We start from the raw sequence: 20,331 nt of genomic DNA, 5'->3' as shown, positions 1-20,331 counted from the left end.
AAACAAGAGGTTGGCTGCACAGGGCTGTGCGGCGCTGCACATCCGCTGGGTTGCTGGCGGCCTGGTGCATACTGGGTTGATCGCTTGCAGCAGGGAGATTTCCATGGGTTGGCTGGACAGAATTGGTCAGCTGCTGGGCGCCAAGGCGCCTGTGCAGAATGAACGCACCGCGTCTGTGCTTGCGCCGGAGCCACCCGAGCCCACGATGGACGCATGGCAGGCCTTGTGCATGGCCCTCGGCCAGGCGTTGGCCTTGGACGATAGCGATGAACTCTGGGGCGAGCTTCTGCAGGCGATCGAGCAACCCGCGCAGTACCTCGACCGTTTTGCCGATGACTTGGTCAACCGTGGCATGGAAGAGCCCGAGCAGGTCAGTCCCTGGTTGGCGCTGGTGGACGGGCTGCAGCGCCGCAAGCAGAACTTTGAGCTCGATTGGAAGCTGAACATGGATGACGCCATCTGGGCGCTGCAGCAGCTCCAGACCGTGCAGCAGCGGGGGCTGGACTTGCAGGCGCTGGCGGGCAGCCGAGCGCTGAACCACGAGGCCTTGCAGGAGGCGGGTGACTACCTGCGCAGCCAAGGCCTGAGTCTGGTCAGCTTCGACATCGATAGCGACAGCTATCCGCTGTCGGTGCTGGAGGCCAGCGCGGTTGCGCCTTTGCAGGCCTTGGCCGCGCGCGTAGGCGGCAAGTTGCTGGCTTTGCACAATTAGTTGCGCAGCATAATAACCTTTTGCCCCTGGCTGGGCTGACGCTGTTTTATCCTTGCGCACCTTCGCGGTGCGTCCGGGCCTTGGCTCGCAGGCCGCACCATCTTTCTCGCTAACGCACTGCGCTTTTTTCTCATGAGCAAACAGGCCCCAGCGGAGCAATCGGGGGCTTCGCCCGGAACCGATGACCTCCAACGCAACCTCAGCAACCGCCATATCCAGTTGATCGCCATCGGTGGCGCCATCGGCACCGGGCTTTTCATGGGCTCGGGCAAGACCATCAGCCTGGCGGGGCCGTCCATCGTGCTGGTCTACGCCATCATCGGCATCATGTTGTTCTTTGTGATGCGGGCCATGGGCGAGCTGCTGCTGTCCAACCTGCAGTACAAGTCCTTTATCGATTTCTCGGACGACCTGCTGGGGCCTTGGGCCGGCTTCTTCACCGGTTGGACCTACTGGTTCTGCTGGATCATCACCGGTATTGCCGATGTGATTGCCATTTCGGCCTATGCGCAGTTCTGGTGGCCTGATTTGCCGCAGTGGGCCCCGGCCATTGCCTGCGTGGCCGTGCTGCTGTCGCTCAACCTGCTGACCGTCAAGCTCTTTGGCGAGGTCGAGTTCTGGTTTGCGATGATCAAGATCGTGGCCATCGTCGCGCTGGTCGGTACGGGCCTCTACATGGTCAGCACCGGTTTTAGCTCGCCGGCCGGGCGCCAGGCGAACATCGCCAACCTCTGGAACGATGGCGGGCTCTTCCCCCATGGCGCCATGGGCTTTTTTGCTGGCTTCCAGATTGCGGTGTTTGCCTTTGTCGGTATCGAGCTGGTGGGCACCACGGCGGCCGAGGCCAAGGAACCGCACCGTACCCTGCCGCGCGCGATCAACTCGATTCCCGTGCGCATCATCATCTTCTACGTCTGCGCGCTGGTTGCCATCATGGCCGTCACCCCCTGGCGTGATGTGGTGCCCAGCAAGAGTCCGTTCGTCGAGCTGTTTGTGCTGGCCGGCCTGCCAGCTGCGGCCAGCGTGATCAATTTTGTCGTGCTGACCTCGGCCGCCTCGTCGGCCAACAGCGGCGTGTTCTCCACCAGCCGCATGCTTTACGGCCTGGCGCTCAAGGGCGATGCCCCGCGCTCCTTTGGCCAGCTCTCGGCCAGCAGTGTGCCTTCGCGCGGCCTGCTGTTCTCCTGCGTCTGCCTGCTGGGCGGTGCCTTTTTGATGTGGGTGGTGCCCAACCTGGTGGAAGCCTTCACCCTGGTGACCACCGTCTCGGCCATCCTCTTCATGTTTGTCTGGTCGCTGATCCTGCTGTCCTATATCAGCTACCGCAAGCAGCGCCCCGCGCTGCACCAGGCCTCCCACTACCGCATGCCGGGCGGCGTGTTCATGTGCTGGGTCTGCCTGGCCTTCTTTGCCGCCGTGCTGGTGCTGCTCAGCCTGGAGCTGGACACGCGCCAGGCGCTGATCGCGACGCCGGCCTGGTTTGTGCAGCTGGGTCTGGCCTACGCCTGGCAGCGCAAGCGCGCCAAAGTCGCCTGATCGGAGCCAGGCACGGTCCCTATCTGCTGCCCCTGTTGCAAATTTGCACAATAATGCTGTGCAACATCGACAAGGGGCTGGCATGGATTGGGATCATTTGCGCTTTTTCTGGGCCTTGGTGCAGGCCGGCACCCTGGTGGGCGCGGCCAAGGCGCTGGGTGTGGAGCACACCACAGTCTCGCGCCGCATCCAGGCTTTGGAAAAGCAGCTCGGCGCCACCTTGTTCACTCGCGAGGGCAGTGGCTACAAGCTGACCGATGCCGGCCGCCAGTTGCAGCCGCGCGCCGAGGCCATGGACCAGATTGCGCGCGGCATTGCGCCGATTGCTGCGAGCCAAAGCGCAGAGACCCCCAGCGGCGTGGTGCGCATCGGCGTGACCGAAGGCTTTGGCACCCAGGTGCTGGCCAAGCACCTGGCCTTGCTGGCCCAGCGCTACCCCTTGCTGACCATCGACCTGCTGGCCGTGCCGCGCATGCTGCAGCTCTCGCGCCGCGAAGCCGATATCGTCATCTCGCTCGAGCGCCCGGTGCGCGATACCGTCGTGACCAGCCGCCTGACCGAGTACCGCCTCTACCTCTATGGCCAGCGCGAATACCTGGCCCGCCACCCGCTGATCACCTCGACCGAAGGCCTGGCCAGCCACCGCTTTGTGCACTATGTCGATGACCAGCTCTTCACCAAGGAGCTGCAGTTTCTCGACAGCCTGAGCGCGCCCCAGCGCTTTAGCTTTCGCAGCACCAGCATCCTGGCGCAGTACACCGCCGTGCGCACCGGCGCGGGGCTGGGCGTGCTGCCGGGCTTTCTGGCTGACAAGGACCCCTTGCTGCAGCGTGTGCTGCCCGAGCAGGCGCAGTTCACCCGCACCTTTTGGATGTCGATGCCGCCCGAGCTGCGCTCGGTGCCGGGCATCCAGGTGGTCTGGCGCTTTTTGCAGGCCACGGTGCAGGAGCAGCAGGACCTGTTGCTGTGCTGAGCGCTGGCGCATAAAAAAACCGGCTGCCAAGGCAGCCGGTTCGTCGCGGATCTGCGCAAGGCTTACATGTTGTTGGGCAGCGCGGTGACGATCTGGGGGAAGAACCAGAGAATCACCAGGGCCAGCACCATCAGCGCAAAGTAGGGTGCGCAGACACGGGCCAGGTAGGTGATCTGCTTGCCTGTCATGCCTTGCAGCACAAACAGGTTGAAGCCCACCGGCGGCGTGATCTGCGCGGTCTCCACGGTGATCACCAGGAAGATACCAAACCACAGCGGATCGATGCCCGCAGCCTGGATGATGGGCAGCACCACACCCATGGTCAGCACGATGGTGGAGATGCCATCGAGGAAGCAGCCAATCAGGATGTAGAAGATGCCCAGCACGATGATCAGCATCGCAGGCGACAGGTTGAGGCTGCCGACATACTCGGCCAGCTGGCGCGGCAGGCCGATATAGCCCATCGACAAGGTCATGAAGGCGGCACCGGCCAGGATCAGCGCGATCATGCAATACAGGCGCGTGGCACCAAACAGCGAGTCCTTGAAGTTCTTCCAAGTGAGCGCGCCTTGCGTCGCAGACAGCACCAGGGAGCCCAGCACGCCAATGGCAGCCGCTTCGGTGGCCGTTGCAATGCCCGTGTAGATGCTGGCAATCACCGAGGCGATCAGCAGCACCACAGGGATCAGGTGGCGCGACTCGTGCAGCTTCTGCTTGAAGCTCATGGAGCTGTCGGCCTTGGGGATCTTGTTGGGGTTGAGCAGGGCCCAGACGATGATCCAACCACTGAACAGCAGGGCCAGCATGATGCCGGGCAGCACGCCGGCCATGAAGAGCTTGGAGATCGACATCTCAGCGGCAACACCGTAGACGATCAGGATGATCGATGGCGGAATCAGCAGACCCAGGGTGGCAGGGCCGCCCAGCGAGCCGATGACCATGTTCTCGGGGTAACCGCGCTTCATCAGCTCGGGCACATTCATCTTGCCGACGGTCGCGCAGGTGGCGGCCGAGGAGCCAGACACCGCCGCAAATATCGTGCAGCCGATCACATTGGTGTGCAGCAGGCGGCCGGGCAGCAGGTTGACCCAGGGTGCGAGGCCCCGGAACATGCTCTCCGATAAGTTGGTGCGGTAGAGAATCTCACCCATCCAGACAAAGAGCGGCAGCGCCGTCAAGGTCCAGCTGCTGGCCGATCCCCAGATGGTCATGGCCATCGCATCTCCGGCCGCGCGGGCGGTAAAGAACTCCATGCCGAACCAGGCCACACCGGCCAGGGTCAGACCCACCCAGACGCCGCCGCCCAGCAGGATCAGTAGCACCACAATCAGCGCAATGCTGGCGGTAATTTCATTCATGGTGGGCATCCTCCTTGGCCACAGGTTTGCGTTTGCCCGTCAGCTCCAGCACCAGCTCATCGCAAAAGGCGATAAAAAACACCAGGGTGCCCAGTGCCATGAAAATTTGGGGAATCCACAGCGGCGTCGCATCGATGCCCACGGAGATATCGTCGATCTCCCAGGATTGCCAGACCAGGCGTGCGGCGTAGAACGCCAAAAAGCCCGAGAGGATGGTTGCGATGCCCAGGGCAATCACTTCCATGGTCTTCAAGGCGCCACCTTTGAGCGCGCCCAGCAGCAGGGTCACGCGGATGTGTTCACCTTTTTTGAGGGTGCTGGCCAGGGCCATGAAGCCCGCTCCCGCCATCGCGTAGCCGGCATAGGCGTCGGTGCCGGGGGCACTGAAGCCGATCAGGCGGCTGACCACGGTGAGCAGCACCATCACGAGGATGCCGATCATCGACAGCCCCGCCAGCCAGGCAGAGGCGTCATACAGTCCATTGAGTAGCTTGCGCATGCTTGTCATTCAAAGCAGTAAAGGTTGCTGACTGCACAGCCCAGCCGGGGCGGGTGGCCCCGGGCGGACTGCACAGAGGAGACCGTGGCTTACTTGGAAGCCTGGTAGGCGTCCAAAATGGCCTTGCCTTCGGCCCCGGCCTTGTCGGTCCATTCCTTGATCACGGTCTCGCCCACCTTGGCCAGGTCGGCCTTGAGCTGGGCCGAGGGCAGCTCGATGCTCATGCCGCCTTGCTTCAAGGTCGCCAGCGACTTGGCATCCACTTCCTTGGATTCCTTCCAGCCGCGCTCTTCGGCAGCAGCAGCGGCCTTAAGCACGGCTTCCTGCTCAGCCTTGCCCAGCGCGTTGAAGGCCTTCTTGCTCACGGTCACGGCGTTCTTGGGAATCCAGGCCTGCACGTTGTAGTAGTACTTGAGGTTTTCAAACAGCTTGTTGTCGGCGCCGGTGGCCGACGAGGTGATCAGGCCATCGACCACGCCGGTGGCCAGCGCCTGGGACAGCTCGGCCTCTTGCACGGTGGCCGGTTGCGCGCCAATCAGCTCACCAATGCGGGCGGTGGTGGGCGAGTAAACGCGCCACTTCATGCCCTTGAGGTCCGCTGCCGAGTTGATGGGTTTCTTGGTGTAGATGCCCTGCGGTGGCCAGGCCACCGAATACAGCAGCACCTGGCCTTGCTTGTCCAGCAGCTTTTGCAGCGCCGGCTTTTGGGCCTGGTAGAGCTTGAACGCTTCGTCGTAGTTGTTGACCAGGAAAGGCAGGCCGTCGACGCCGAAGATCTGCGATTCGTTCTGGAAGCTCACCAGAAAGAATTCACCCATCTGGGCATTACCCGTTTGCACGGCACGCTTGATTTCGGGCATTTTGAACAGCGACGCACCAAAATGGGGAGTGATCTTGAGTTTGCCGCTGGTCGCTGCGTCCACGTCCTTGACGAACTGCTCGTTGTTTTTGGAGTGGAAGTTAAATGGCGCATACGCGGTGGCGAAATCCCATTTGGTTTGGGCAGCGGCTGCGGTGGCAAAACCGATGCTGGCAACCAGGGTGGCGGTGGCACAAAAAACTCGACGCTTCATGACGGCTCCTTCTAGAGACAAATAGGGCGCAGCGAATGCTGCCCGGGATGAATACGATCAACAGCCACAGCAGCGCCGGAAACAACTGCTATGCTGGTGAATTGTTTGCCAAAATTAACAGTTATTGCAAAGTAGCGCTATACGGGGTTTCAACAATAATTAATTTTTGTAGGTTTCAAAATTTCTTTTGTGGGATGTGGTATTAAAAATTGTTCAACGATTTTTGATTTTGAGCGAACACGTCCATGCATTTTGCTGTCATAGATTCCTAGGGTTAATACTAGTTTTCTGCAAGCCTGCGCAGTTTGGCCCCTAGGCAGAAGTAGCAGCAGAAGTACCTGCAGAAGTACCTTAAGACCGCCTTAAGGCCCCCAGGATGCCTGCAAAAAGTGTGCGCAAAAAAGCCACCACGGCGGCTGGGGCGCGGTGGTGGCGGGAGCAGGGCAGCGGGGCGCTGGGTGCGCGCTCAGCCTTTGTTGGCGCTGTCCGTGGTGGGCTTATCGGCGGGGCTGTCGCTAGTGGTTGCCACCGCTGCAGCGCCGGTGTTGCCTGGCTTGGGCGCTTGCCAGCCGATGAATTGGGGGTAGATCGCAGCGACGCCGGCGCCATTGAAATCCCAGCCCTTGCACTGCCCCAGGTGGCGGGGGGGCTGGTCTGATTGGGGGCGGGCAAAGGCCTGGTTCACGCTCTGAAAAGCGGCGGTTGCCATGTTGAACAACAGCTCGCGCATATGGGTGCAGCCCGCAATGCTGCCCAGGTTGGCCTCGATGGCCTTGCGCCAACCCCTGGCCATGCAGCAGCCCACCATTTTTTGCATGGCAGGCAGGGCCAGCGGGCATTCGCCCAGTGGGTGGGCATCCATCGCGACTTCGATGGCAACAACTGTAAGTGTTGTATCAATGGTACAGCGAATCCACATATGGTGAATGGGCTCTCCGGCTTTGCGCTTGCGCTCGCCCGACAGCACCAGGTCATAGGCTTTGGTGTCCACCAGCTCACCTTCGACATCCCAGAGGCCATCCTCGCGCTCGAAGCTGCGGTAGCGCACATCGCGCAAATGTTTGGGGACGCGGTTGGGGACGGGAGACAAAGGCATGGAAAAAGGGTGTCGCGGTGGGATTGTTTTTGTGGATGACCCGGCTTGGTGCAGGCCAGCGCTTGTTTGACGGCGCTGCCATGCCCCCAGTGCTGATCACTATGGGGCTGTTGCTGCGGGCTGTCTGTGCAGCAGGTGACAGGCCGGCTGTGTGCTGCGCTCAGCCCTCCATTGTAAAAACAATCGCGCCGCCGCTGCAGAGCAGGGGCGGCGCCGGGGGGGGGGGGGGGGGGGGGAGGGCGGGTGGAGCGCCCCAGTTCGGTATCAACCGTGGCGGATGGCGACGGTCTTCAGCGTGGTGAAGCCATACAGCGCCTCAAAACCCTTTTCGCGGCCATGGCCGCTGGCCTTGGTGCCGCCAAAGGGCAGCTCCACGCCGCCGCCGGCGCCATAGTTGTTGATAAAGACCTGGCCGCTGCGCAGGCGCTTGGCCACACGGAACTGGCGGCCGCCATCGCGCGTCCAGACGCCGGCCACCAGGCCGAACTGGGTGGCATTGGCCATCTTGATGGCTTCTTCTTCGCTGTCGAAAGCCATGGCGCTCAGCACTGGGCCAAAGATCTCTTCCTGGGCCAGGCGGTGGTCCACGGGCACATCGCGCAGCAAGGTGGGGGCCTGGTAGTAGCCGCCTTCGGGCGCCTCGTCGACGATCTGGCCTTGGGCGACGATGGAGATGCCGTCGTTGTGCGCATCGCTCAGAAAATCCCAGACGCGTTGCTGCTGGGTCTGGCGGATCAGCGGGCCCAGGTCCAGGTCCAGGCTGGCCGGGCCCACGAGCAGCGCTTCGAAGGCGCTGCCCAGGCGAGCGAGCAGGGTTTCGTAGATGCTGCGCTCGACCAGCAGGCGCGAGCCGGCCGAGCAGGTCTGGCCGGAGTTCTGGATGATGGCGTTGATGATGGTCGGGATGGCGGCATCCAGATCGGCATCGGCGAACACGATCTGCGGGCTCTTGCCGCCCAGCTCCAAGGTGCAGGGGCAGTGGCGCTCGGCAGCCGCCTGCTCTATCAAGGTGCCGATGCGGGGGCTGCCGGTAAAGCTGATGTGGTCCACATCAGGGTTGCGGGCCAGTGCATCGCCCACTTCATGGCCAAAGCCGGTGACGATATTGATCGCGCCGGCAGGAAAGCCCACGTCAGCGGCCAGTTGCGCCACGCGGATGAGGCTCAGGCACGCATCTTCCGAGGGCTTGACCACGCAGACATTGCCTGCCGCCAGCGCCGCACCCACGCAGCGGCCAAAAATCTGCATCGGGTAGTTCCAGGGCACGATGTGGCCGGTCACGCCATGGGGCTCGCGCCAGGTCAGCACGCTGAAATCATGGGGGTAGGGAATGGTCTCGCCGTGGAGCTTGTCGGCAGCGCCCGCATAGAACTCGAAATAGCGGCCCAGGGCCAGTGCATCGGCCTTGGCCTGCTTGGTGGGCTTGCCGCAGTCGCGCTGCTCGATGGCGGCGAGTTCGTCGGCGTGCTCGAGCACCTTGGCCGACAGGCGCATCATCAGGCGGCTGCGCTCGGCCGGGCTGGTCTTGCGCCAGACGTTCTCATAGCACAGGCGCGCGGCCTGCACCGCATGGTCCACGTCCTCGGCGTTGCCGCGCTGGATTTCATCAAAGGGTTGGCCGTCCGAGGGGTCAATGACGGGGATGGTCTTGCCCGACAGCGAGGGCACAGAGGCGTTGGCGATGTAATGCAATTGCATGGCGTTGTTCCGTTCTGGGTGCAATAGGCGGCGGAGTCTGCCAGGCGGCAGGCTCGAAACGGCCCCCACAATAGCGCAGGAATGGGGCTGCGCCTACCGGGATGAGCCCGCGGTTGTCACGGGTTTGACCGCCCCATTTGCCCAGGCGCTCGGCATTTTTTGGGCAATGGCTGGCCAATGCACCTAAAATCACGGGGCTTTGCCGCTGGCGGGCCGCTTTTTGCGCGCTGTCGGCCCTCCATTCAATTGACCTCATAGGAATCGCATGTCCTTCGAAAAACTGACCCCTGGCTCCAAGGCCCCTGATGTCTTCAATGTTGTGATCGAAATCTCGGCCAACTCCGCTCCTGTGAAGTACGAAGTGGACAAGGACTCGGGCTGCGTGTTCGTGGACCGCTTCCTGGGTACCGCCATGCACTACCCGTTGAACTACGGCTATGTGCCCCAAACCCTGTCGGGTGATGGCGACCCCGTGGACGTGCTGGTGATGACGCCTTTCCCCCTGCCTACCGGCGTGGTGGTGCCTTGCCGCGCGATCGGCATCCTGCACATGGAAGACGAGTCCGGTGTGGACGGCAAGGTGCTGGCGGTGCCCACCCAAAAGCTGCTGCCTGCCTACGACAAGATCAACCACCTGAGCGACATCCACGACCTGGTGCTCCAGCAGATCTCGCACTTCTTCGAACACTACAAGGACCTGGAAAAGGGCAAGTGGGTGAAGGTTCTGGGCTGGAAGGGCGTGGACGAAGCCCACAAGGAAATCGTGGACGGCATCGCCAACTACAACAAATAAAAAGACGCCGCCTGCTGGGGCCTGTGGCCCTGGCCAGGCAACGCTGACGAAAGCCGGTTTTTCACCGGCTTTTTGCTTTTGGGCGATGCGCCAGGCGCTAAGCTGGCGGGCATATAAAAGCGAAGGAGCGAGCAAGTGGCCGATATTGTCGATTGCGTGGTGATTGGTGCGGGGGTGGCGGGGCTGGCTGTCGCCCGCGAGCTGGCCTTGGCCGGGCGTGAGGTGCTGGTGCTGGAGGCGCAGGATGCTATTGGCACGGGCACCAGCTCGCGCAACAGCGAAGTGATCCATGCCGGCATCTACTACGCCCAGGGCTCGCGCAAGGCGCGCTGGTGTGTGGAGGGCAAGGCCCTGCTGTATGCCTACTGCCAGGAGCGCGGCATTGACCACCAGCGCTGCGGCAAGCTGATTGTGGCCACGTCGGAGGCGCAACGCGCCAAGCTGCAGGACATTGCCCGCCATGCCGCTGCCAACGGTGTCGATGACCTGGTGCTACTCAGCCGCGAGGAGGCCAGGGCCATGGAGCCCGCGCTGGAATGCGTGGCCGCGCTGCATTCGCCCAGCACCGGCATTGTCGACAGCCACGGGCTGATGCTGAGCCTGCAGGGCGATCTGGAAAACGCCGGTGGCATGGTGGTGTTCAACAGCCCGCTGGCCGCCGCCCGCTGCGAAGAGGGCGGCATCCTGCTGCGCACCGAAGACGGCACCGAGCTGCAGGCCAGGACCGTGGTCAATGCCGCAGGCCTGTGGGCGCCCGATCTGGCGCGCAAGTTCGAAGGCGCTGACTTGTCGCAGCTGCCCAGGGCCCACTATGCCAAGGGCAACTATTTCACCTTAAGCGGCCGCGCGCCGTTCAAGCAGCTGATCTACCCGGTCCCCGAAGTGGGTGGCCTGGGTGTGCACCTGACCCTGGACCTGGGCGGCCAGGCCAAGTTTGGCCCGGATGTGCAGTGGGTGGACAGCGCCGATGACCTGGTGGTGGACCCGGCACGGGGCGACGCCTTTTATGCTGCTGTGCGCCGCTACTGGCCCGACCTGCAGGATGGCGCGCTGGCAGCCGGTTACGCCGGTATCCGGCCCAAGATCAGTGGCCCGGGAGAGCCCGATGCCGACTTTGTGCTGCAAGGCCCTGAGGTGCATGGCGCACCGGGCCTGTTCCACCTGCTGGGCATCGAATCGCCCGGGCTGACCAGCTGCCTGGCCATTGCCAAGGCGGTGAACGAAGCGGTGGCCCAGGAAGCGGCTTGACCGCCGTCAAGGGGCAGGTGCGCAGGACCTGCGATGCGCAGCTAAATGCGACAAAAGCCACAGTTTGACGGCGATAGTCGGAATCTTCTGACAGGCAGGGCTGCATATCGGAACCCGTGGCTGTCGCTTTCTCCGTTAACATGTAACGGAGCTTGCGCCCTGCAGCAGCCAGCCCTGGCTGCGCAGGGTGGATGCGGAACTTTCCTGTAGCCTGACCAAGAAAAGGATGATGAACATGCGTAAATCCAATTTGCTGAGCGATACCGTTGAGAATGCCCAGGCTGATCTGGAAAAACTGGTGAGCGATCTGCGCGGCGTGCTGTCGAGCAAGGACCTGGACGGCGTGCCCGACATCAAGCAACTGCGCCAACGCCTGGAAGACAGCGCGGGTGATGCCCGTGAAGGCGCTGTGCGCGCGGCACAAGAAGCCGCCCGCCAGGCCAAGGAAGCTGCGCTGGCAGCTGACCGCTATGCCCATGACGAGCCCTGGCGCGTTGCCGGTGCAGCGCTGGCCGTCGGCGCGCTGATCGGTTTTATCTTCTCGCGCCGCTAAGCTGAGCCCGAAGCCAGCGTGGGCACCATGGCCGCGCTGACAAGGCCCGCCGGGCCGACACCAAGAACAAGGGGCACCCAGGTGCCCCATATGCACGAGGAGAGTCCATGAACTGGTTGTCTGTGCTGGGCGTCGATGACATGCTGGCGCGCTTTCGCGCCTTGCTGTCGGAAAGCGCCATAGCGGCTGAAGACCGAATGGATCTGCTGGCCATTGAATGGCAGGAGCAGAAAAAGAACCTGATCTGGCTGGTCCTGATGGGTTTGGTGGTCGCGGGTCTGACCATTGTGGCCCTGACGGTGCTCTCGGGCGCCATCATCATTTCTTTCTGGGATACGCCTAACCGCATGCTGGCCACCTGGCTGGTAGCCGGTGTCTGGCTGGTGCTGTGGCTGGGCGTGCTGGCCTTCCTGTACCTGACCACGAAGAAGGCCGCCAACCCCTTCCAGCTGACCAAGACCGTGCTGCGCCAGGACTGGCAAGCGGTCAAGGGCCGTCTCAAGTAATGCAAGGGACCCAAGCGATGATCAACCCCAGCAAAGACGCGGAGCTGCAACTGCTGCAGGCCACCGACCCGCAAGCGCGAGAAGTGCTGCTGCGCATCCAGAACCAGCGCGAGCGCCTCGATGGCCGCCGCTTGGCGCGTGAGCAAGCCTTGGCGCTGCGCCGCGATGCCACCGGCGGCCAGCACCACCCCATGGCCTATGGCACCCTGGCCGAGCGCCTGATCAGCTTTGGCCGCGAGCATCCGCTGGTCTGCGCTGGCCTGGTGGGCGCCGGCCTGCTGCTGGGGCCGCGCAAGCTCATTCGCATGGCCACCATTGCGATGCCCATTGTGATGAAGCTGCGCCGCAACCACTGAGCAGCGCCAAGCGCGCTGGCTCAGCACTGCGCCACAGCCCTAAGACCGCCATGCCGCCCTGCATGGCGGTTTTTTTTTTGTGCCGCATTGCCATACGCGTATTCCCGAAGATAGGGACTGCCCGCTTGCTGCCAGCGATCTCGTGGCGAAAAATGGCTTCAAGCGCCGCTGATGTGGGTAGAATGCGCGGCGCGCTGTGTATATACGCATTGCGTGATGCACTTGTCTTGTGCGTGTGTCTGCCGCTGCAAGCGCTGTCGCTTGGCAGCCAGCCACACGTTGCTGCTCTCAATGCAGGAGCGCTCACAGGCGGGTGCAGCACGTTGGCACAAGACACGGTACAGAACTTGCTTCTCTCGCCCGCCCACTTGGATGGCAAGTGGATCTCACCCCTAAGGAGTTTCTTGATGACTACACGGCGTCGTATTGTTCAAACCTGCCTGGCTGCACTGCCCCTCGCGCTGGCTGGCCTGTCGGCTGCCCCGGCCTGGGCGCAGACCAAGGTGAAGGTCGCGGCGGTCTACACCGTGCCGTACGAGCAGCAATGGGTCAGCCGCATCCATGAGGCACTGAAGGCCGCCGAGGCGCGTGGCGAGATCGAGTACAAGTCCAGCGAAAACGTGGCCAATGCCGACTATGAGCGCGTGATGCGCGAGTACGCCACCGGCGGCGCGCAGCTGATGTTTGGTGAGGTGTTTGGTGTGGAAGCGGCGGCGCGCAAGGTCGCCAAGGACTTTCCCAAGACCGCCTTTGTGATGGGTTCGTCGGGCAAGATCCAGGCGCCCAACTTCAGCGTGTTCGACAACTACATCCAGGAGCCCGCCTACCTGTCGGGCATGGTCGCTGGCGGCATGAGCAAGACCAACAAGATCGGCATGGTCGGCGGCTTCCCCATCCCCGAAGTCAACCGCCTGATGCACGCCTTCATGGCGGGTGCCAAGGAAACCAATCCCAAGGTGGAGTTCACCGTCAGCTTCATCAACAGCTGGTTTGATCCACCCAAGGCCAAGGAAGCGACTTTTGCGATGATCGACAAGGGTGCCGATGTGCTCTACGCCGAGCGTTTTGGCGTGAGCGATGCGGCCAAGGAAAAGGGCAAACTGGCGATTGGCAATGTGATCAACACCCAGGCGCAGTACCCTGACACCGTGGTGGCCTCGGCGCTGTGGCACATGGAGCCGAGCGTCGAGCGCGCGATCAAGGCGGTCAAGGACGGCAGCTACAAGGCCGAGGACTACGGTCCGTACTCGATGATGAAGTACAAGGGCTCGTCGCTGGCACCGTTTGGCACCTTCGAGAAGAAGCTGCCGGCCGACCTGATCGCCAAGGTGCAGGCCAAGCAGGCCGACATCCTGTCGGGCAAGTTCGTCGTGAAGGTCGACGACTCGCAACCCAAGTCCACGGCCAAGTAAGCCGGGCCTGGATTGCCTAGGCGCTGGGCTCTGGCAGCTCGGCGCCACCAACTTCCAGCTCCGGCCCATGCCGGGGCTGTTTTTGTGCCAGCTGCCAGGCCCGTCGCCTGCCCAGCGAACCCAGCGGCCCTTTGCCCATGTCTCTTCCAAGTTCCTCTCCTGTCGTGCTCCAGCTGCACGGCATCACCAAACGCTTTGGCCCGCTGGTGGCCAATGACGGCATTTCGCTGACCCTGCACCGGGGCGAGATCGTGGCCTTGCTGGGCGAGAACGGCGCGGGCAAATCCACCTTGATGTCGATCCTGTTTGGCCACTATGTGGCCGATGCGGGGCGCATTGATGTGATGGGCCAGGCGCTGCCGCCGGGCCAGCCGCGCGCCTCGCTGGCTGCGGGCATCGGCATGGTGCACCAGCACTTTGCGCTGGCCGACAACCTGAGCGTGCTGGACAACATCATGGTGGGCAGCGAATCGCTGCTGCGCCTCAAGTCAGCCAAGCGCCAGGCCCGCGCCAAGCTGGTCGAGGTCGCGCGCCAGTTTGGCCTGGTGGTCGATCCGGATGCGCGCGTGGGCAGCCTGTCGGTGGGTGAGCGCCAACGGGTGGAAATCCTCAAGGCGCTGTACCGGGGCGCCAAGATCTTGATTCTGGACGAGCCCACCGCCGTGCTGACCCCGCAGGAGAGCGAGGCGCTGTTTGCGACCCTGTCCCAGATGGTGGCCCAAGGCCTGTCGATCATCTTCATCAGCCACAAGCTGGGCGAAGTGCTGCGCGTGGCCGACCGCGTCGCCGTGCTGCGCCACGGCAAGCTGGTGGCCGAGGCGCCAACCGCAGGCAGCACGCAGGCGCAGCTGGCGCAGTGGATGGTGGGCGAGGCGGTGAGTCTGCCCGAGCGCCAACCTGCCGCCAAGGTGGGCAATGAGGTCTGCAGCCTGCGCAATGTGCACACCACGGCATCGGCCAAATCCACCGCGCGCGATCGCCTGGTGGATGTGTCGCTGGTGCTGAGGGCCGGGGAGATGGTGGCAATTGCCGGTGTCTCGGGCAACGGCCAGGTGGCCTTGGCCGATATGCTCTGCGGCATGCGCCGCCCGGGCCAGGGCAGCGTGCAGTACCTGGGCGCGCCGATGCCGGCGTCGGCCGTGGCCCTGGTCGCCCAGGGCGTGGCGCGCATCCCGGAAGACCGCCATGGCACCGGCGTGGTCGGTGATTTGCCGGTGTGGGAAAACGCGGTGTCCGAGCGGCTGCGCAGCCCCTGGTTCTCACGCTGGGGCTGGGTGCGCCGTGCGCAGGCACGCAGCCAGGCCCAGCATGTGTCCCAGCAGTTCGATGTGCGCGGCGGTGGGCTGGATGCGCCTGCCCGTTCGCTGTCCGGCGGCAATATGCAAAAGCTGATCCTGGGCCGGGCGCTGTTAGCACCCCAAGGCGCCGAGGGCATGGCGCCGCGCCTGATTGTGGCGCACCAGCCTACCTGGGGCCTCGATATTGGCGCGGTGCGCTTTGTGCACCAGCAGTTGCTGGCGGCCCGCGATGCCGGCGCTGCAGTGCTGCTGATCTCGGACGACCTGGACGAGGTGCTGGCGCTCGGAGACCGCATCGGCGTGATGCACGAGGGGCATCTGTTCCCCGTGCTGCCTTTTGCGGACTGGAGCCGCGAGACCATCGGTCTGGCCATGGCCGGATCTCCTATGACAGCGCCTGCGCGCCAGGGCTGAGAGACTGCAATGCGTATAGAAAAAAGAGCAACCCCCTCGAAGCTGGCCATGGTGGCTGCGCCCTTGGGTGCGGTGGTATTTACCTTGGCCATCAGCGGCTTGCTGGTGCTATGGGCGGGTGCGCCCGTTGGTGCTACTTATGTGGCGCTGTTCAAAGGGGCCTTTGGCTCGCTGTTTGCGCTGTCGGAGACCTTGACGCGCGCCGTGCCGCTGATCCTGACGGGGCTGGCGGCTGCGGTGGCTTTCCGCGCACGGCTGTTCAATATCGGTGCCGAAGGCCAGCTCTATGCCGGCGCGGTGGCGGCCGTGGCGGTGGGCGGCATGCATGGCGGCACGGGCTTTGAGCTGCCCATTTATCTGCTGTTTCCGCTGATGCTGCTGGCAGCAGCACTGGCTGGCGCGGCCTTGCTGCTGGGCCCGGCCTTGATGAAGACCAAGCTGGGCGTGGACGAGGTGGTGACCACCTTGCTGCTGAACTTTGTCATGCTGCTGGCCGTGTCCTACCTGCTCGATGGCCCGATGAAAGACCCGATGGCGATGGGCTGGCCGCAGAGCGTGGCGCTGCAGGGCGACCTGGAGCTGGGCAAGCTGATTGCGCAGACCCGTTTGCACAACGGCTTGCTGATGGCGGTGGGCCTGGCGGTCGCGTTGTGGCTGCTGCTGCAGCGGGCCGTGCCGGGCTTTGACATCCGCGCAGCCGGCGCCAACCCCCGCGCAGCGGCCTTTGCCGGCGTGCCGGTGACCCGCACCGTCGTGCTGGTGGCGCTGCTGTCGGGCGGGCTCGCGGGCCTGGCCGGCGCCATCGAGGTGGCGGGCCGCACCAGCTACCTGACCCTAGACATGTCGCCCGGCTATGGTTACAGCGGCATCGTGATTGCGATGCTGGCCGGCCTGCACCCGCTGGGTGTCGTGGCCTCGGCCGTGTTTGTGGCCGGCATGCTGGTGGGAGCCGACAGCATGAGCCGCGCCGTCGGCGTGCCCAATGCGATTGCCGATGTGATCGTGGCCGCCTCGCTCTTGTCGGTGCTGGTGGCCAGCCTGATGACCCAATACCGCCTGCGCAGAAAGTGAGCGCTGTGATGTTGAAACCCCAAAAACAGACGGCAGCGCGAGGTGCAGCATGAGCGATGTGATGGATATTTTGGCCAATGCCTCCTTCTGGGTGGCCGTGCTGCGTACAGCCACGCCGCTGCTGCTGGGCACGCTGGGGGTGCTGCTGTGCGAGCGCGCCGGCGTGCTGAACCTGGGCATCGAGGGCATCATGGTGGCCGGTGCCTTTACCGGCTGGCTGACCGTGTATGCCGGCCACGGCCTGTGGACGGGCGTGCTGGTGGCCGCGCTCACCGGCGCGGTGCTGGGCAGCCTGCATGCCTGGCTGACGGTGGGTCTGGCGCTGTCGCAGCACGTATCGGGCCTGGGCATCACGATGCTGGCTACGGCCTTGTCGTACTACGGTTACCGCGTGAGCTTTCCCAAGGTGAACACGCCGCCCACGATCACGCCGTTTGAGGCCATGGACTGGCTGCCGATTCCGATTCTGGGCGACCAGACCGCCTTGACCTTGCTGGCGCTGCTGCTGGTGCCGCTCTTGGCCTGGGTGCTGTTTCGCACGCCGCTGGGTTTGGCGGTTCGCATGGTGGGCGAGAACCCGCAGGCCGCAGAAGGCCAGGGTGTGGCCGTGATGGCGGTGCGCAGCGGTGCGATCATTGCGGGCTCGGCGCTGATGGGGGTGGCCGGTGCCTTTTTGACCCTGTCGGCCTTCAATGCCTTTTTCTTCAACATGGTTAACGGCCGGGGCTGGATCTGCGTGGCGCTGGTGGTGTTTGCCTCCTGGCGGCCGGGCAAGGCTTTGCTGGGCGCGCTGCTGTTTGCGTTCTTCGACGCACTGCAGCTGCGCCTGCAGCAGTCGGGCGATGGCCTCGTGCCTTACCAGTTCTATCTGATGTTGCCGTACCTGCTGTCGATCCTGGCGCTGGTGCTGGTGGCCCGCAAAGCTGCCTATCCGCAGGCGCTGATGAAACCCTACCGCAAAGGCGAGCGCTGAGCCGCGCTTCGCGCCCCACGATGCAGACCCTGGTCTGCCTACAAGGATAAAAAATGCTTGATTTATTGATTCGCAATGCCAGCCTGCCCGATGGCCGCAAGAACATGTCGGTCGCCGTGCAGGACGGCAAGATTGCCGAGGTGAGCGAGGGCCTGCAGGCGCCCGCTGCCGAGGTGGTGGACGCCCAGGGCCTGCTGCTGAGCCCACCCTTTGTGGACCCGCATTTCCACATGGATGCCACCCTGAGCTATGGCATGCCGCGTGTGAACGAAAGCGGCACCTTGCTCGAAGGCATTGCGCTGTGGGGCGAACTCAAGCCCCAGCTGACGCATGAGGCGCTGGTCGAGCGTGCCTTGGCCTACTGCGACTGGGCGGTGGCGCGCGGCCTGCTGGCCATTCGCAGCCATGTGGACACCAGCGACCCGAGCCTGCTGCCGGTCGAAGCCATGCTCGATGTGCAAAAGCGCGTGGCGCCCTATATCGACCTGCAGCTGGTGGCCTTTCCGCAAGACGGCGTGCTGCGCACACCGGGCGGGCTGGACAACCTGCAGCGCGCGCTCGACCTGGGCGTCGATGTCGTCGGCGGCATTCCGCACTTTGAGCGCACCATGGCCGATGGGGCAGAGAGCGTGCGCATTCTCTGCGAGCTGGCCGCCGAGCGCGGCAAGCGGGTGGACATGCACTGCGACGAGTCGGACGACCCGATGTCGCGCCATGTGGAAACCCTGGCCTACCACACGCAGCGCCTGGGCCTGCAGGGCCGCGTGACTGGCTCGCACCTGACCTCCATGCACAGCATGGACAACTACTACGTCAGCAAGCTGATGGCCTTGATGGCCGAGGCGCAGCTGGGCGTTGTCAGCAACCCCTTGATCAATATCACGATCCAGGGCCGCCATGACACTTACCCCAAGCGCCGTGGCATGACGCGCGTGCCCGAGCTGATGGCCGCAGGCCTCACGGTGGCCTTTGGCCATGACTGCGTGATGGACCCCTGGTACAGCCTGGGTTCGGGCGATGCGCTGGAGGTGGCCAGCATGGGCCTGCATGTGGCGCAGATGACCAGCCGCGCCGGCATGCAGCAGTGCTTTGATGCGATCACCTGCAACCCCGCACGCCTCTTGGGCCTGCAAGGGTATGGCATTGAAAAGGGCGCCCATGCCGACTTTGTGCTGCTGCATGCCAAGGACCCGGTGGAGGCCCTGCGCCTCAAAGCCACGCGCCTGGGCGTATGGCGCCGTGGCCAGCGCATTGCCAGCACACCGGCACCGGTGGCTAGCTTGAACTTGCCAGGGCGACCTGCCAGCACCACGCTGCTGAGCGCGCGCTAAGCGGCGCCTTTCAGCGCTGCTGCAAGTGCTGCTGCAAGCGCTTGCGGATCGGCTCGAACTCCGGTGTCGCGCTGCGCTTGACCGGGTCGGGCAGGCCTTTTTCCATCGCATCCCAGTAGCGCCAGTCCACCTTGGCCTGGCCCAGTTCGTAGTCCATGGCGTCCCAGGCATCTTCGCGAAAGCTGTAGAAGGCCCAGTGGTAGCGCTTGTCCTCGGTATAAGACAGAACATCGTCCAGGTACTGGCTGCAGCTGCCGAGCATGCGCACACAGCCAAACTCGCCCATGACAATTTGCTCCGGCGCAATCGCCAAGGAGCGCGCCCAGCTGTTGACGGCACCCAGGTACTGGGCCACGCGCTGCTGGTTCCAGGGCTGGGTCTTGCCGGCAAACGGCACCTCGCCCGGGTAGCGGTAGGGCTGCTTGCGCTTCATGTTGGGGGTGCTGGTGGCCTGGTAGGGCTCGTACATATGAAAGCTGTAGAGCACCCGTTTGTCAGCCAGCGCTTCGGGCCAGTAAGCGAAGGCATCGGCCGCACCATACCAGCCGGCATCGACCATGATGGGCGTGTCCGGGTCGACTGCCCGGATCTGGGCAATCAGGTACTGGTAGAACGCGGGCAGGTCGCGCGACCCGCCTTTCGCCTTCGCATACCAGGCCTGCATCGCCTGGGCGCTGGCATGCTCGGGCATGCCGCCTTGTTTTTCGGGCGCGGGCTCGTTGATCAGGTTATAGGCCGCTATGCCGGGCGTGTCCTTCAAGGCGCGGGCGAGGTCCTGCCAAAACTGGCCGGCGGTCTTCCAGTGCGCCCGGTCCTGCCAGATGCGGTCATCAAACTGCCCCTGGTTGTTTTGCGACCAGCGTGACAGCGGCAGGGACAGCGGCGCAATCACCACTTTGAGCCCCGCCGCATGGGCCTTGGCTACCGATGCCTGGAGCGTGGCAAGGTCCGATGCCACCAGCTGCTGGTAGTCGTCCGCATTGCCCATCAAAAAATCGCGCTGCGCAGGCTTCCATTTGTCATACGACAGCCGTACCCAGCTGGCGCCGTAGCCGCGCAGCGCTTCGTAATAGTGGGCATCCGGCGGCAAGCGGTTAAAGCTGTTGCCGCCCCTTTGTGTGGTGGTCCAGAAGGCCGCCAGGTCGGCCGCTTCGGCTGCTTGCACGGATGCGGACAGCGCCATCGCGACGGCCAGGCTGGGTACAGAGATCTTGAACATCGAAGCAGGGCGTTGAAGGCCGGTGACGGGGGATGCGGCAGATGCTATCACTGGTAATGCTTTGATTGATTTCTGTTTGCAACGGGCTTGGGCGCTATTTCTGGCCGCTTTCCGAGGCATATCGCCGGGCCCAGCCCTTGCGCTTGCTCACACAATGGCTTGGCGATCTCGTTGGTGTTGGAGAAAGCCGGAGACCCGGGTGGCGCTTCTGC

19 protein-coding genes are annotated in these 20,331 nt (G+C 63.7%); 13 read left to right on the top strand and 6 right to left on the bottom strand.

Annotated elements, in window-relative coordinates; all coding sequences use genetic code 11:
• The first annotated feature begins 205 nt into the window (after window positions 1-205).
• The 3 genes from H928_RS0102635 to H928_RS0102625 all read left to right on the top strand — a co-directional run bounded on the left by H928_RS0102635 (window position 206) and on the right by H928_RS0102625 (window position 3,221).
• On the top strand, window positions 206-712 hold the full coding sequence (locus tag H928_RS0102635) for a hypothetical protein (protein WP_158400437.1): 507 nt from the start codon (window positions 206-208) through the stop codon (window positions 710-712).
• 132 nt (window positions 713-844) lie between these two features.
• Window positions 845-2,248: a D-serine/D-alanine/glycine transporter gene (gene cycA, locus H928_RS0102630; RefSeq protein WP_021025106.1), complete on the top strand. Its 1,404-nt coding sequence runs from the start codon at window positions 845-847 to the stop codon at window positions 2,246-2,248.
• 82 nt (window positions 2,249-2,330) lie between these two features.
• A complete protein-coding gene (locus tag H928_RS0102625; RefSeq protein ID WP_021025105.1) occupies window positions 2,331-3,221 on the top strand; it encodes a LysR family transcriptional regulator in 891 nt (296 codons plus the stop codon).
• Between the two features lie 62 nt (window positions 3,222-3,283).
• On the opposite strand, the gene H928_RS0102620 is transcribed toward H928_RS0102625, so the two are convergent.
• The 5 genes from H928_RS0102620 to H928_RS0102600 all read right to left on the bottom strand — a co-directional run bounded on the left by H928_RS0102620 (window position 3,284) and on the right by H928_RS0102600 (window position 8,945).
• On the bottom strand, window positions 3,284-4,579 hold the full coding sequence (locus H928_RS0102620; RefSeq protein ID WP_027010466.1) for a TRAP transporter large permease: 1,296 nt from the start codon (window positions 4,577-4,579) through the stop codon (window positions 3,284-3,286).
• A complete protein-coding gene (locus H928_RS0102615) occupies window positions 4,572-5,078 on the bottom strand; it encodes a TRAP transporter small permease (RefSeq protein WP_021025103.1) in 507 nt (168 codons plus the stop codon). Before H928_RS0102615 ends, H928_RS0102620 begins: the two co-directional genes overlap by 8 nt.
• An 89-nt stretch (window positions 5,079-5,167) precedes the next feature.
• Window positions 5,168-6,151, bottom strand: coding sequence for a TRAP transporter substrate-binding protein (locus H928_RS0102610; RefSeq protein ID WP_021025102.1), 984 nt, complete (start codon window positions 6,149-6,151; stop codon window positions 5,168-5,170).
• Between the two features lie 466 nt (window positions 6,152-6,617).
• Complete coding sequence (locus H928_RS0102605; protein ID WP_027010465.1) at window positions 6,618-7,247, bottom strand: DUF2889 domain-containing protein; 630 nt, start codon at window positions 7,245-7,247, stop codon at window positions 6,618-6,620.
• Between the two features lie 264 nt (window positions 7,248-7,511).
• Complete coding sequence (locus H928_RS0102600; RefSeq protein WP_021025100.1) at window positions 7,512-8,945, bottom strand: aldehyde dehydrogenase family protein; 1,434 nt, start codon at window positions 8,943-8,945, stop codon at window positions 7,512-7,514.
• A gap of 265 nt (window positions 8,946-9,210) precedes the next feature.
• Here H928_RS0102600 and ppa point away from each other — a divergent pair, with 265 nt between their 5' ends.
• From ppa to H928_RS0102550, 10 genes are all read left to right on the top strand, one after another.
• Window positions 9,211-9,738, top strand: coding sequence for an inorganic diphosphatase (ppa, locus tag H928_RS0102595; RefSeq protein WP_021025099.1), 528 nt, complete (start codon window positions 9,211-9,213; stop codon window positions 9,736-9,738).
• 135 nt (window positions 9,739-9,873) lie between these two features.
• On the top strand, window positions 9,874-10,986 hold the full coding sequence (locus H928_RS0102590) for an NAD(P)/FAD-dependent oxidoreductase (protein ID WP_021025098.1): 1,113 nt from the start codon (window positions 9,874-9,876) through the stop codon (window positions 10,984-10,986).
• Between the two features lie 235 nt (window positions 10,987-11,221).
• Window positions 11,222-11,539 (top strand): YqjD family protein, encoded by a 318-nt coding sequence (locus H928_RS0102585; RefSeq protein ID WP_043338381.1) that lies wholly within the window; start codon window positions 11,222-11,224, stop codon window positions 11,537-11,539.
• Between the two features lie 107 nt (window positions 11,540-11,646).
• Window positions 11,647-12,045, top strand: a complete 399-nt coding sequence (locus H928_RS0102580) for a phage holin family protein (protein WP_021025096.1) — start codon at window positions 11,647-11,649, stop codon at window positions 12,043-12,045.
• Window positions 12,045-12,401, top strand: coding sequence for a hypothetical protein (locus H928_RS0102575; RefSeq protein ID WP_021025095.1), 357 nt, complete (start codon window positions 12,045-12,047; stop codon window positions 12,399-12,401). The genes H928_RS0102580 and H928_RS0102575 overlap by 1 nt, the downstream gene beginning before the upstream one ends.
• A gap of 407 nt (window positions 12,402-12,808) precedes the next feature.
• Window positions 12,809-13,813 carry a BMP family protein gene (locus tag H928_RS0102570; RefSeq protein ID WP_021025094.1) on the top strand — a complete coding sequence of 335 codons (1,005 nt, stop codon included), beginning with the start codon at window positions 12,809-12,811 and terminating at the stop codon, window positions 13,811-13,813.
• A 137-nt stretch (window positions 13,814-13,950) separates the two neighbouring features.
• A complete protein-coding gene (locus H928_RS0102565) occupies window positions 13,951-15,525 on the top strand; it encodes an ABC transporter ATP-binding protein (RefSeq protein WP_027010462.1) in 1,575 nt (524 codons plus the stop codon).
• 9 nt (window positions 15,526-15,534) lie between these two features.
• Window positions 15,535-16,596, top strand: a complete 1,062-nt coding sequence (locus tag H928_RS0102560; RefSeq protein WP_021025092.1) for an ABC transporter permease — start codon at window positions 15,535-15,537, stop codon at window positions 16,594-16,596.
• A gap of 49 nt (window positions 16,597-16,645) precedes the next feature.
• On the top strand, window positions 16,646-17,569 hold the full coding sequence (locus H928_RS0102555; protein WP_021025091.1) for an ABC transporter permease: 924 nt from the start codon (window positions 16,646-16,648) through the stop codon (window positions 17,567-17,569).
• A 53-nt stretch (window positions 17,570-17,622) separates the two neighbouring features.
• Window positions 17,623-18,900, top strand: a complete 1,278-nt coding sequence (locus tag H928_RS0102550; RefSeq protein ID WP_021025090.1) for an amidohydrolase family protein — start codon at window positions 17,623-17,625, stop codon at window positions 18,898-18,900.
• Window positions 18,901-18,910: 10 nt separating this feature from the next.
• On the opposite strand, the gene H928_RS0102545 is transcribed toward H928_RS0102550, so the two are convergent.
• Window positions 18,911-20,119 carry a glycoside hydrolase family 5 protein gene (locus H928_RS0102545; RefSeq protein WP_021025089.1) on the bottom strand — a complete coding sequence of 403 codons (1,209 nt, stop codon included), beginning with the start codon at window positions 20,117-20,119 and terminating at the stop codon, window positions 18,911-18,913.
• Window positions 20,120-20,331 lie beyond the last annotated feature (212 nt).

The sequence above is a fragment of the Comamonas sp. B-9 genome, assembly GCF_000410635.1.
Classification (GTDB): domain Bacteria; phylum Pseudomonadota; class Gammaproteobacteria; order Burkholderiales; family Burkholderiaceae_C; genus Comamonas.
Note: the sequence above shows the minus strand (reverse complement) of the source record. Positions and strands in the feature narration are given on the sequence as shown.